Consider the following 12,278-nt stretch of genomic DNA (forward strand, 5'->3'; position numbering starts at 1 on the left):
GCTCAGATCTCCTCGGACAGGGCGACGAAGACGTCGTCACCCTCGGTACGGACGGTGTGGACGGCGATGGGGGTGATGGCGGGCGGCCCGGTGGGCTCGCCGGTGCGCAGGTCGAAGCGCGAGCCGTGCAGCCAGCACTCGAGCGTGCAGCCGTCGAGGTCGCCCTCGGACAGCGAGACGTTGGCGTGGCTGCAGGTGTCGTCGACGCAGTGGACGGTGCCGTCCTCGGTGCGCACGATGCTCACGCGGCGCCCCTCGATCTCGGCGAGGGCGGCACCGACCTCGGGCAGCTCGTCGAGGCGGCAGACCCGCACGAAGCCCTGCTCGGTCAGCTGGTCGCTCACGCGGCGGCCTCCCCCGCGAGCTCGCGCTCGATGGCGGCCATGAGGCGCTCCTGCACCTCGGGGACACCGATGCGGGCCACGACGCTCGCGAAGAACCCGCGGACGACGAGGCGGCGGGCCTCGTCCTCGGGGATGCCGCGCGCCATCAGGTAGAACAGCTGCTCGTCGTCGAACCGGCCGGTGGCCGAGGCGTGCCCGGCCCCCTCGATCTCGCCGGTCTCGATCTCGAGGTTCGGCACCGAGTCGGCGCGGGCGCCGTCGGTGAGGACGAGGTTGCGGTTCAGCTCGTAGGTGTCGGTGCCCTCGGCCGCGGCACGGATGAGGACGTCGCCGACCCAGACGGTGCGGGCGGTCTCGCCCTGCAGCGCACCCTTGTACTCGACGTTGCTGCGGCAGTGCGGCGCCTCGTGGTCGACGAAGAGCCGGTGCTCGAGGTGCTGGCCGGCATCGGCGAAGTAGACGCCGAGGCCCTCGAACGAGCCGCCGGGGCCGGCGTACGTGGCGTTGGTGTTGAGGCGGACGACCCCGCCGCCGAGCGTCACGGCGATGTGCCGGACCCGGGCGTCGCGGCCGACGACGACGTCGTGCTGGCCGAGGTGGTGCGAGGCGTCGTCCCACTCCTGGACGGTGACGAGCGTGACGTCGGAGCCGTCGCCCGCGAGGACGGTGAGGACCTCGGAGTAGTCGGCGGTGCCGTCGTGCTCGAGGAGCACCGTCGCCTTGGCGAAGCGCCCGACGCGCACCGTGAGGTGGCCGTGGACGACGTCGGAGGCGTTGCCGGACAGGCGGATGCGCACCGGCTCGGTGAGCTCGGCCTCGGCGGGCACGTCGACGAGGGCGATCCCGCCGCTGTGCGCGGCGGCGACGGCCGCAGCGCGGTCCTGCGGGGCCGGCACGCCGAGGGCCTGCCAGTCGGCGACGGGGAGGGTCGAGAGCGTGACGCCCTCGGGGAGTTCCTCGTGCCACTCGAGGCACGCACCGGTGGCCTCGTCGCGGAAGAACGCGCCGAGCCGGTCGACCGGCGTGAAGCGCCACTCCTCCTCGCGGCCGTGCGGGACGGCGAAGTCGGCGACGTCGAAGGACGCGGTCCGCTCGGCGCGCGACTGGTCGGGGACCATCGTCGCGGCGCTGTGGGTGTGGGCGCCCTCGGTGGGGCGCTGGGGGGTCAGCAGCGACATCAGCCGACTGCTCCTTCCATCTGCAGCTCGATGAGGCGGTTCAGCTCGAGGGCGTACTCCATGGGGAGCTCCTTGGCGATCGGCTCGACGAAGCCGCGCACGATCATCGCCATCGCCTCCTCCTCGGTCATGCCCCGGGACATCAGGTAGAACATCTGGTCCTCGGACACCTTGGAGACGGTCGCCTCGTGGCCCATCTGCACGTCGTCCTCGCGGATGTCGACGTAGGGGTAGGTGTCGGAGCGGGAGATGGTGTCGACGAGCAGGGCGTCGCAGACGACCGAGCTCTTCGAGCCGTGGGCGCCCTCCATCACCTGCACGAGACCGCGGTACGAGGTGCGGCCACCGCCGCGCGCCACCGACTTCGAGACGATCGAGCTGCTCGTGTTCGGAGCGGCGTGGACCATCTTCGAGCCGGCGTCCTGGTGCTGGCCCTCGCCCGCGAAGGCGATGGACAGCGTCTCGCCCTTGGCGTGCTCGCCGAGGAGGAAGACGGCCGGGTACTTCATCGTGACCTTGGAGCCGATGTTGCCGTCGATCCACTCCATCGTCGCGCCCTCGGCGCAGGTCGCGCGCTTGGTGACGAGGTTGTAGACGTTGTTCGACCAGTTCTGGATCGTCGTGTAGCGGACGCGGGCGTTCTTCTTGACGACGATCTCGACGACCGCCGAGTGCAGCGAGTCGGACTTGTAGATCGGTGCGGTGCAGCCCTCGACGTAGTGCACGTAGGAGCCCTCGTCGGCGATGATCAGCGTCCGCTCGAACTGGCCCATGTTCTCGGTGTTGATCCGGAAGTAGGCCTGGAGCGGGATGTCGACGTGGACGCCCGGCGGGACGTAGATGAACGAGCCACCCGACCACACGGCGGTGTTCAGCGCGGCGAACTTGTTGTCGCCGGCCGGGATCACCGAGGTGAAGTACTCGCGGAAGAGGTCCTCGTGCTCGCGCAGCCCCGTGTCGGTGTCGACGAAGATGACGCCCTTCTCCTCCAGGTCCTCGCGGATCTGGTGGTAGACGACCTCCGACTCGTACTGCGCGGCGACGCCGGCGACGAGGCGCTGCTTCTCGGCCTCGGGGATGCCGAGCTTGTCGTAGGTGTTCTTGATGTCCTCGGGCAGCTCCTCCCAGGAGGTGGCCTGCTTCTCGGTGGACTTCACGAAGTACTTGATGTTCTGGAAGTCGATGCCCGTGAGGTCGCTGCCCCAGGACGGCATCGGCTTCTTGTCGAACAGCCGCAGCGACTTCATCCGCAGGTCCTTCATCCACTGCGGCTCGCTCTTGCGGTCGGAGATGTCGGCGACGACCTCCGGGCCGAGGCCGCGCCTGGCGGACGCGCCCGCGGTGTCGGAGTCGGCCCAGCCGTACTCGTAGGTGCCGAGACCCTTGAGACCGGGGTTGAGCTCTTCGATGTGGCTCGTCATGACGAGGACCTCTCGGTGGTGGTCGGGGTGGGGACGAAGGTGGTGCAGACGTGGTCGCCGTGGGCGAGGGTCGCCAGGCGCTGGACGTGGACGCCGAGGAGACGGGAGAACGCCTCGGTCTCGGCCTCGCACAGCTCGGGGAACTCGGACGCGACGTGCTGCACGGGGCAGTGGCCCTGGCAGAGCTGCACCCCCGTCAGCGTCGTGGCGGCCCCGGGTGTTCCCACCGGGCGCGCCGAGGCGGCGTAGCCCTCGACGTTGAGGGCGGAGACGAGGGCGTCGGTGCGCCGCGCGGGGTCCTCGCCCGCCGCTTCGAGCACGGGGGCAATCCGCTCCTCGAGACCGGCGAGCCGCTCCTCGGCGAAGGCTTGGACGGCCCGCTCGCCACCGGTGCGGCGCAGGAAGCGCAGGGCCTCGCCGGCGAGGTCGTCGTAGTCGGAGGAGAGCGCGCGGTGCCCGGCGTCGGTGAGGGTCCAGGCCTTCGCGGGCCGGCCGCGGCGCCGGGGGCCCCCGGCCTCGCGCGGCTCGACGAGCCCGGCGGCGTGCAGGTTGTCGACGTGGCGGCGCACGGCGGTCTCGGTGAGGCCGAGCCGCTCGACGAGGGCGGTGATGCTCACCGGGCCCTCCTGGCTCACGACACGCAGCACCCGGTCGCGGGTGCGCGACTCGTCGGTGTGGACGTCGGGATTAACCACACACCCATGTTAGGTAAATGCGCCGACGCCGTCCAAGGAAGGGTCGCCTAACCGAGCCGGGGCTCCTCGGCGCACTCCTCGTCGGACGGCCCGTCGATGTCGTCGTCCTCGTCGATGGGCAGGAAGACCGACGGCATCCGGCTGCGGGGCGGCGCCACGGAGTCGTGACCGAACAGCCGCTCGCGCAGCGGGGCGGTGAGCACCCCGAGCGGGGCGGTCAGCACGTAGCCGTAGGCGACGACGAGGCCGGTGAGCCCCGGCGCCACGACGAGCCCCGCGACGATGGCCACGACGACCGCGGCGGTGCCGAGCCGGGCGCGTGGCGTCGTGGGCGCGAGGAGGTTGCGGAAGGAGCGGAACCGGATGGTCATCACCATCAGGAAGGCCGGGGCGACGCTGACGAGCAGCGGGAACCACGCCCGCCACGGGCCGGTGCCCGGGCCGAAGAACGGCGAGTCGAGGGCGAAGATCGTCGCGATGACCACGCTGGCCGCGCCCGGCGACGGCAGGCCGACGAAGTAGCGCTTGTCGGCCGCCGGGTCGATGGTCACGTTGAAGCGGGCCAGCCGGAAGGCCGCGCAGGACAACCAGAGCAGGGCGACGAGCCAGGACAGCACCGGCCACTCCCCCAGCGCCCACGTGTGCACGAGCACGGCCGGGGCCACGCCGAAGGAGATGAGGTCGGCGAGGGAGTCGAGCTGGAGGCCGAACGGCGACGTGGCGCCGACGAGGCGGGCCACGAAGCCGTCGGCGATGTCCATGACGATCGAGACGGCGATGAGCACCGCCGCGAGGGTGAAGTGGCCGCGGAACGCGAGCAGCACCGAGGAGAACCCGCTGATGAGGTTGAAGGTGGTGAACGCGCTCGGCGCGAGGAGCCGGGCACGCTCGCGCTTGGGCAGCTGGCGCAGCGAGACGACCGAGGCACCGCTCGGGGAGACCAGCCGCCAGCGGTCGAGGATGCGCCGCCGGCCGTTGCCGTCCGCCGGGTCGCTCGTCATGCCGGCCCCCCGGAGCAGCGCAGGGGCGGGCTGGGCGCGGCGGGGACGGCGGCATCCGCTGTGGCGGGGCCGGGGTCCCGGTCGGTGCGAGGCATGGGCCCCACCCTAGGATGTCGGTCCATGGCGCCGGCGGTCCTCGTGCACGACCTGCGGCGCGCCTACGGATCCCGCACCGCCGTCGACGGCGCCTCGTGGTCCGCCGCCCACGGGCGTGTCTGCGCGGTCCTCGGCCCCAACGGCGCCGGGAAGACGACGACCGTCGAGTGCCTCGAGGGCCTGCGCCGCCCCGACTCCGGCGAGGTCCGCGTGCTCGGCACCGACCCCTGGCGGGCGCCCGCTGCGCACCGGGCTGCGGTCGGCGTGATGCTCCAGGACGGCGGCCTCCCCACCACGGCGCGCCCCCTCCCCCTGCTCCGGCACCTCGCCGCGCTGCACGCCTCCCCCTGGCCGGTCGACGAGCTCGCGGCCCGGCTCGGCATCGACGACTTCGCCCGCACCACCGTGCGGCGGATGTCCGGGGGGCAGCGCCAGCGGGTGGCCCTCGCCGCCGCCCTGGTCGGGCGGCCCGAGGTGCTCTTCCTCGACGAGCCGACCGCCGGGCTCGACCCGCACGCCCGCCTCGACGTCTGGGACCTCGTGCGCGCCGAGGCCGACCGTGGCGTGTGCGTCGTCCTCACCACCCACTCGTTCGAGGAGGCCGAGCGGATCGCCGACGACGTCGTCGTGCTCGCGGCGGGCCGGGTCGCCGCCGCCGGCACCCTCGACGAGGTCCGCGGCGGGCGGCCCCTCGAGGACGTCTACTTCGAGCTGACGGGTGGGGCCCGCCGATGAGCGCACCGGCCGCCCCGCGTCGCCGGGTCCTCGCCCAGGCCGCCTTCGAGACCCGGATGCTCCTCGGCAACGGCGAGCAGCTGCTGGTGTCCGTGCTGCTGCCGGCCATCGCCCTCGTCGGCCTCGCGCTGGCGTCCGTGCCGGACCTCGGCCCGGGACGGCGCGTCGACCTCGCGACGGCCGGGACGCTGGCCCTGGCCGTCCTGTCCACGGCGTTCACCGGGCAGGCCATCGCCACCGGCTTCGACCGCCGCGCCGGCGTGCTGCGCCTCCTCGGCACCACCCCGCTGGGGCGGGACGGGCTGCTGGCCGGGAAGGCGCTGGCCGTCCTCTCGGTGCTCGGCGTGCAGGTCCTCCTCCTCGGCGGGCTCGGGGCGGTGCTGGGCTGGCGGCCGGCCGCCGCCGGGCTGCTGCCCGCCCTCGTCACGCTGCTGCTCGGCACGGCCACCCTGGTCGCGCTGGCGCTGCTGCTCGCCGGCACCGTGCGGGCCGAGGCGGTGCTGGCCGTCGCCAACCTCGTCTGGGTGCTGCTGCTCGGGCTCGGGACCCTCGTGCCGACCGACGTGCTGCCCGCGCCGCTGCGGGGCATCGCCCAGGCGCTGCCGGGTGGGGCGCTCGGGGACGCGCTGCGCACCTCGCTCGTCTCCGGCGGCTGGCCGTGGACGCAGTGGGCGGTGCTCGCGGCCTGGGGCGTCGTGGGCGGTGCGGCCGCGGCCCGCTGGTTCCGCTGGTCCGGCTGAGCCGTACGATCGTGGCGTGAGCCAGCGGTCCGTCCTCGCCGCGTCCGTCTCGACCCGCGCCGTGCGCCGCTGGGCCTGGGCGACGCTCGTCGCCAACACGGTGATCATCCTCACCGGCGGGCTCGTCCGCCTCACCGGATCGGGGCTGGGCTGCCCCACCTGGCCGCGTTGCACGGACGCCTCCTACGTGCCGCACCAGGAGCTCGGCCTCCATGGCGTCATCGAGTTCGGCAACCGGTTGCTCACCTACGTCCTCGTGGCGGTGGTCGTCGGCACCGCCGTGGCCGTGTGGCGCTGGTCGGGAACGTCGCGCGGGCTGCGCCGCCTCGTCGTGGGCATCGGCCTCGGCATCCCGTTCCAGGCCGTCATCGGCGGCATCACCGTGCTCACCGACCTCAACCCGTGGGTCGTGGCCCTGCACCTCGTCCTGTCGATGTACCTCGTCGCGCTGTCGGTGTGGCTCGTCGTGCGGGTCCACCCGCGCGCCGGGGTCGCGGCGTCCGCGGGCGTGCAGCGGCTGGTCCGCGTCGTCTACGGCGTCGCGTGGGTCGCGGTCTACCTCGGCACCGTCGTCACCGGCAGCGGTCCCCACGCCGGCGACGAGGACTCGCCGCGCAACGGCCTCTCCCCCGAGACCTGGAGCCACGTCCACGCGGCGTCGGTCTACCTCCTCGTGGCGCTGACGCTCGCGCTGTGGTGGAGCACCCGCTCGGGCGCGCTGCGCCGGCCCGTCCTCGTCCTCCTCGGGGTCGAGCTCGCCCAGGGCGTCGTCGGCCTCGTCCAGTTCTGGACGGGCCTGCCGATCGTGCTCGTCGCGCTGCACCTGGTGGGGGCGGCGGCGCTCGTGGCGGCGGCGACCTGGGTCGTGCTGGCCGCCCGCGGCGGGTCGTCGGAGGGTGCCACCGGCGAGACCCGCTCGGCGGACCAGCCCGTCCCGGCCTAGCCCTCCCCGAGCAGCCCGGCCTCCCGGGCCAGGGCCACGGCCTCGCCGCGCGAGCCGGCACCGAGCTTGGCGAGGATGTTCGAGACGTGCACGCTGGCCGTCTTGGTGCTGATGAACAGCGCGCGCCCGACCTCGCCGTTGGAGCGCCCGGCGGCGAGAAGGGTGAGCACCTCGTGCTCGCGGGCGGTGAGGGTGGTGCCGCCGGGCCGCGGGCCGGCGCCGAGCCGGTCGAGGTCCTCCAGGAGCGGGCGGGCGCCCAGCCGTTCGGCCACCGCACGGGCGGCGGCCACCTGCTCGGCGGCGCCGGTCGGGTCGCCCGCGGCCGTGAGCACCTCGGCGAGCCGGGCCCGGACCCGGGCCACCTCGTAGGGCTCGGCCCTCCGGTCGAAGAGCTCGACGACCTCGCGCCACGCCTCGACCAGGGCCTGCGGCGCCACCTCGGCCCCACCGGCCCACCGGACGCGCAGCGCCTCCGCGCGGGCCCGCGCCACCCACGCCTCGCCCTCGAGCGAGGGGTCGGGCAGCGACGACCCCGGTCCCCAGACGGCGGCGGCGTCCGACGCCAGCTCCTCGGCGACCTCGAGCAGGCGCCGGCGCTCCGCCGTCGGGCGCTCGCGCAGCACCGAGCCGATGTGCCCGAGCGCGAGCGCGGCCACGCGCACCTCGACCGGGACGCGCGGCATCGACCAGAGTGAGCGCAGGTGCGCGACGACCTCGTCACGCACCTCGAGCATCCGCTCGAGCCGGCCCGCACGGCCCAGCACGTCGACGGCGACCGCGCCGGCCTGCGCCGCGATGCGCCCGTCCTCGGACCACCACGGCCGGGCGGCGGCGAGCAGCGCCTCGGGGTCGAGGGAGCCGCGGGCCGCCGGCACGTAGGAGCCCGCCGACTCGACGCCCGCGAGGCCGCCCGCCGGCAGCCCGGCGGTCGCGGCGTCGGCCACGAGCCGCACCGCGAGGTCCCAGTCGCCCATCTCGTGGGCCGCCGTGACGGCGAAGGCGCGGCCGTCGGTGCCGAAGACCGAGGCCTCGAGCCCGGCCCGGCGCGCCTCGGCGTGCTCGCGCTCGAAGCCCTCGAGGGCCGCCCGGTAGTCGCCGCGACGCAGGTGGATGCTCGCGAGGACGTGCATCGCCCGGAGCAGGGCGAGGTCGGGGGCGTCGGTCCACTCGGCGACGACGGCCTCGAGCCGGCGCATCGCCTCCCCCGGGTCGCCGGCCGCCTCGCCGAGCCGGACGAGCACCGAGGACAGGTCGGCGCGGTCGACGAGCAGGTCGTGCTGCACGGCCAGGGCCATCGCCTCGTCGGCGACCGCGAGCGCCTCGGTGGTGGCGCCGACGTCGGTGAGGACCTCGGCGCGCCGGGTGAGCAGGCCGACCCGCAGCGGTGCGGGGGCGTCGTCGTCGAGCAGAGTGAGGGCCTCGGCGGTCAGCGCCTCGCGGTCGACCCGTTCCTCGGTCATCCGGGAGGCGAAGGCCAGCGCCCCGAGCAGCTCGGCGCGCTCGCGCGGGCTCGGCGCGGTACCGGCGAGGCGGCTGCGCAGGAGGGTCATCGCGCGCATCGGCCGCCCGGCGGCGTTGGCCGCGCCGGCCGCCCGCAGGGTCAGCGTGTGCACCTCGGGCGCCTCGACGTCGACGAGCCCGAGCGCGGTCTCGAAGTGGGCCAGCGCCTCGGCGGGGCCGCCCATCCGGCGAGCGGAGTCGCCGGCGCGGACGGCGGCCGTGAGGGCGAGCGTGCGGTCGCCGGAGGCCAGCGCGTGGCGGGCCAGCGCGGCGTCGGAACCGAGCCCGGGGTCCTCGAGCAGGGCGTCGGCGCAGGCCCGGTGCAGCTGGACCCGCTCGTGGGGCAGGAGGTCCTCGCTGACCGCCTCGGCGAGCAGGGCGTGGCGGAACTCGTAGCCGCGGTCGGCCCACGGCTCGAGGACGTGGTGCTCGAGGGCGGCCCGCAGCGCGGTGCGCAGCACGCCCGGCGGCACCGCCGCGACCCGCTCGAGGAGCGCGTGGGGCACGCGGCGGCCGATGACGGCGGCGACCCGTACGACGGACTGGGCGTCGTCGTCGAGCTGGTCGACCCGGGTCAGGAGGAGGCGGGTGAGGTCGCCGGCGTCCACGCCCCCGGCGCCGGCCGCGGCGGCGAGCTCCTCGGCGAAGAAGGCGTTGCCCTCGGCCCGGCGCGCGACGTCCTCGACGACGCGGGGGCCGAGGTCGGCGGCGGCGCGGCGGACGACCTGGCGCAGGTCGGCATCGGGCAGCGGCCCGAGCTCGACACGGGTGAGCGAGGGCAGCCGCGACCAGAGGGCCAGAGCTGCCGCGAGCGGGTGCCGGCGGTGGATGTCGTCGGTGCGCCACGTGGCGAGCAGCCCGACGCCCTCGGGGGCGCCGCGGGTGAAGAGCAGGCTGAGCAGCTCGCGGGTGGACTCGTCGGCCCAGTGGACGTCCTCGACGACGACGAGCACCGGGCCGCGCCGCCCGAGCTCGGCGAGCGTGGCGTGCACCGCCTCGACGAGGTCGGCGCGCACGGCATCCCCACGGGCACCGCCCGCGAGCCGGGGCACGAGCGGGACCAGGCCGGGGTGGGCGGCGACCAGCTCGTCGACCAGGTCGCGCTCGCGGGCGTCGAGCCCGGCGACCATCTCGACGAACGGTAGGTACGGCAGCGTCGTCCCGGCCTCGCCGACGCAGTGCCCGAGCAGGACCCGGCCCGCGGCGTCCTCGACGACCCGGCCGACGAGGGCGGACTTGCCGATGCCGGCGTCGCCGCCGAGGAGGACCGCCCCGCCGTCGTCCCCACCCAGGGCGGCCGAGACCCGTGCGAGCTCGTCGAGACGACCGACGAGCGCGGGGCGGGGACGGGACGGCACGGTGCCGATCATGGCAAAGGACACCGACGCCGTCGTGCTCACGGGTGGCGCGGCCGGCCGGCGGGACGGGGCCGGACCAGGCGGGTGAGGACCGCGGCGAGCGGGTGCAGGGCGACCGCGACCGGGGCGGCCGACGGCTCCGGAGCCGGGTGGTGGTGCCGGGAGTGGACGTCCACCCCCGCGAGCTCGAGGCGGCGCTCGACCTCGGCGGTGACGAACAGCGGGTCCGCGTGGATGCTCATGGTGCTCTCCTTCTCGGTGCCGGTGGGGCTCTCCCGCCGACTCCTCCACGGTGCTCGGCTGAGGTGGCCCCCCACATCGGGCGGCTGCCGTATCCCTGCAGCGCCGCGGTGGCCTGAGGTACCTCACGGCATTCCACAAGAGGCCTTGCACAACAGCACTTGTGCGTCTACCGTGGAGGGATGACCAAGCCGGAGATCCGCACCCTGCGCGACGCCGCACCCCTCGCCGCGCTGGCCCACCCGTTCCGCGCCCGGATGATGGACGCCCTCAAGGTCGACGGCCCCTCGACCGCCTCGATGCTCGCCGCGCGCACCGGCCAGGCCGTGGGCAACGCGAGCCACCACCTCAAGGTCCTCGCCGAGGCAGGGCTCGTCGAGGAGGCCCCCGAGCTGGCCCGCGACCGGCGCGAGCGGTGGTGGCGCCTCGTCTCGGCGGGCACCCGCTGGAGCAGCGTCGACCTCGCCGACGACCCCGCCGCGGCCACCGCCGCCCGTGAGGCCGAGGCCCTCCAGCTGCGCCGGCAGGTCGAGCGGATCACCGGATGGCTGGCCAACCGCGACACCGACCCCGAGTGGGAGGACGCCGCGTTCGCGAACCAGAACTGGATGCGCCTCTCCCCCGCCGAGCTCCAGCAGGTCGCGGAGGAGACCATCGCGCTCTACCGCCGGTGGTCCGACCGCGAGGTGCCGGACGACGGCGTCGAGCGCGAGCCGGTGCTGGTCGTCGCCCGGGGGTTCCCGTGCCAGCCGTGACCCGCACCGCCCCGGTGGGCACCGCCCCGGTCGCCCTGCGCCACAACGTGAACTTCCGGCTGCTGTGGGCCGGCGAGGGCATCAGCGTCCTCGGTGCGATGACCACCACCGTCGTCGTCCCGCTCCTCGCGGTGACGTCCTTCGACGCCGGGCCCGGCTGGATGGGCCTGCTGACCGCCGCGGCGTGGCTGCCGTGGCTCGTCGTCGGGCTGCCCGCCGGGGCCTGGGTCGACCGGCTCGACCCGCGCCGCGTGATGATCGTGGCCGACCTCGTGGCCGCCCTGGCCGTGGGCTCGGTGCCGGTGGCCTACCTCCTCGGCGTCCTCGATCTGCCGCACCTGCTCGCCGCCGCCCTCGCCAGCGGCACGTGCGCGGTCTTCTTCCGCACGGCCTACGGCGCCTTCGTGCCGCGCGTCGTCCGTGAGGAGGACCTCGACGCCGCGAACGGCCGCCTCTACGGCACCGAGTCGGCGATGCAGGTGGCCGGGCCGGGTCTCGGTGGCCTGCTCGTCCAGCTGGTCGGGGCGGCGCTGGCCGTCGTCGCCGACGTCGTCAGCTTCCTCGCCTCGGCGCTCTGCCTCTGGCGGATGGACCCCGCCGCGCTCCGCCCGCCGCCCGAGCGCCCGGCCCGCGAGCCGCTGCGCCGTGAGATCGCCGACGGCGTCCGCATCGTGCGCCGCGACCGGTACCTGCGCTACTTCACCCTCCAGGGTGCGGCCTCGAACTTCGCGCTCACCGGGTACGGCGCGCTGCTCGTGCTCTTCCTCGTCCGCGACCTCGGCGTCGAGCCCGCCACGGTCGGCCTGCTCGTCGCCGCCGGCAGCGTCGGTGGCCTCGTCGGCGCGGCGGTGGCGACCCCGCTGGCCCGCCGGGTCGGCACCGCCCGCGCGATGCGCTGGCTGCAGCTGCTCGGCGGGCCGACCGCGCTGCTCGTGCCCTTGGCGGCCCCCGGGCCGCGCGTCGCCCTCGTCCCGGTCGGCGTCGCGCTCGTCGGGGTGGGGGTCGTGGGCGCCAACGTGGTGCGCTCGGCGTTCCGGCAGCGCTGGACGCCGCCGACCCTGCTCGGGCGGACGATGTCGGCGTCGTCGGTGCTCAACTTCGGCACGATGCCCGTGGCCGGCGTGGTGGCCGGGTGGCTCGGCTCGTCGCTCGGGGTGCGCCCGACCATCCTCGTCAGGACCGCGCTGCACGCACTGGTCTCGGCGACCGTGCTCGTCGGGCCGTACCGGCGCGGTCGGGACCTGCCCGAGGGGCGTCTCGACGACGCGTGAG

Annotated in this window: 12 protein-coding genes; 5 read left to right on the forward strand and 7 right to left on the reverse strand. The window is 75.1% G+C overall.

Annotation, left to right across the window (positions count from 1 at the left end; genetic code table 11):
• Window positions 1-2 precede the first annotated feature (2 nt).
• Genes ACQZ2A_RS00905 through pssA form a run of 5 tightly spaced genes read right to left on the reverse strand, consistent with a single transcriptional unit; the run spans window position 3 to window position 4,639 of the window.
• Window positions 3-344: a non-heme iron oxygenase ferredoxin subunit gene (locus tag ACQZ2A_RS00905; protein ID WP_430206610.1), complete on the reverse strand. Its 342-nt coding sequence runs from the start codon at window positions 342-344 to the stop codon at window positions 3-5.
• Window positions 341-1,522, reverse strand: coding sequence for a Fe-S cluster assembly protein SufD (sufD, locus tag ACQZ2A_RS00910; protein ID WP_430206611.1), 1,182 nt, complete (start codon window positions 1,520-1,522; stop codon window positions 341-343). The genes ACQZ2A_RS00905 and sufD overlap by 4 nt, the downstream gene beginning before the upstream one ends.
• The gene (sufB, locus tag ACQZ2A_RS00915) at window positions 1,522-2,943 is read right to left on the reverse strand and encodes a Fe-S cluster assembly protein SufB (protein WP_430206612.1); all 1,422 of its coding nucleotides are present in this window, start codon (window positions 2,941-2,943) and stop codon (window positions 1,522-1,524) included. The genes sufD and sufB overlap by 1 nt, the downstream gene beginning before the upstream one ends.
• Window positions 2,940-3,638 carry a helix-turn-helix transcriptional regulator gene (locus tag ACQZ2A_RS00920; RefSeq protein ID WP_430206613.1) on the reverse strand — a complete coding sequence of 233 codons (699 nt, stop codon included), beginning with the start codon at window positions 3,636-3,638 and terminating at the stop codon, window positions 2,940-2,942. Before ACQZ2A_RS00920 ends, sufB begins: the two co-directional genes overlap by 4 nt.
• A gap of 47 nt (window positions 3,639-3,685) precedes the next feature.
• Window positions 3,686-4,639: a CDP-diacylglycerol--serine O-phosphatidyltransferase gene (gene pssA / locus ACQZ2A_RS00925; protein ID WP_430206614.1), complete on the reverse strand. Its 954-nt coding sequence runs from the start codon at window positions 4,637-4,639 to the stop codon at window positions 3,686-3,688.
• A gap of 120 nt (window positions 4,640-4,759) precedes the next feature.
• Between pssA and ACQZ2A_RS00930 the strand changes: the two genes are divergently transcribed.
• Genes ACQZ2A_RS00930 through ACQZ2A_RS00940 form a run of 3 tightly spaced genes read left to right on the forward strand, consistent with a single transcriptional unit; the run spans window position 4,760 to window position 7,153 of the window.
• Window positions 4,760-5,470 carry an ABC transporter ATP-binding protein gene (locus ACQZ2A_RS00930; RefSeq protein ID WP_430206615.1) on the forward strand — a complete coding sequence of 237 codons (711 nt, stop codon included), beginning with the start codon at window positions 4,760-4,762 and terminating at the stop codon, window positions 5,468-5,470.
• The gene (locus tag ACQZ2A_RS00935; protein WP_430206616.1) at window positions 5,467-6,210 is read left to right on the forward strand and encodes an ABC transporter permease; all 744 of its coding nucleotides are present in this window, start codon (window positions 5,467-5,469) and stop codon (window positions 6,208-6,210) included. The genes ACQZ2A_RS00930 and ACQZ2A_RS00935 overlap by 4 nt, the downstream gene beginning before the upstream one ends.
• A gap of 16 nt (window positions 6,211-6,226) precedes the next feature.
• On the forward strand, window positions 6,227-7,153 hold the full coding sequence (locus ACQZ2A_RS00940; protein ID WP_430206617.1) for a COX15/CtaA family protein: 927 nt from the start codon (window positions 6,227-6,229) through the stop codon (window positions 7,151-7,153).
• On the opposite strand, the gene ACQZ2A_RS00945 is transcribed toward ACQZ2A_RS00940, so the two are convergent.
• Complete coding sequence (locus ACQZ2A_RS00945; protein ID WP_430206618.1) at window positions 7,150-10,011, reverse strand: helix-turn-helix transcriptional regulator; 2,862 nt, start codon at window positions 10,009-10,011, stop codon at window positions 7,150-7,152. The two genes, ACQZ2A_RS00940 and ACQZ2A_RS00945, sit on opposite strands and share 4 nt — an antisense overlap.
• A gap of 38 nt (window positions 10,012-10,049) precedes the next feature.
• Window positions 10,050-10,253 (reverse strand): hypothetical protein, encoded by a 204-nt coding sequence (locus ACQZ2A_RS00950; protein ID WP_430206619.1) that lies wholly within the window; start codon window positions 10,251-10,253, stop codon window positions 10,050-10,052.
• A gap of 180 nt (window positions 10,254-10,433) precedes the next feature.
• On the opposite strand from ACQZ2A_RS00950, the gene ACQZ2A_RS00955 reads away from it, so the two are divergent.
• Both ACQZ2A_RS00955 and ACQZ2A_RS00960 read left to right on the forward strand, forming a co-directional pair.
• Entirely contained in the window at window positions 10,434-11,006 is a 573-nt protein-coding gene (locus tag ACQZ2A_RS00955) for an ArsR/SmtB family transcription factor (RefSeq protein ID WP_430206620.1), read from the forward strand.
• A complete protein-coding gene (locus ACQZ2A_RS00960; protein ID WP_430206621.1) occupies window positions 11,003-12,277 on the forward strand; it encodes an MFS transporter in 1,275 nt (424 codons plus the stop codon). Before ACQZ2A_RS00955 ends, ACQZ2A_RS00960 begins: the two co-directional genes overlap by 4 nt.
• Window position 12,278 lies beyond the last annotated feature (1 nt).

Source organism: Phycicoccus avicenniae (genome assembly GCF_050496545.1).
GTDB classification, from domain to species: domain Bacteria; phylum Actinomycetota; class Actinomycetes; order Actinomycetales; family Dermatophilaceae; genus Phycicoccus; species Phycicoccus avicenniae_A.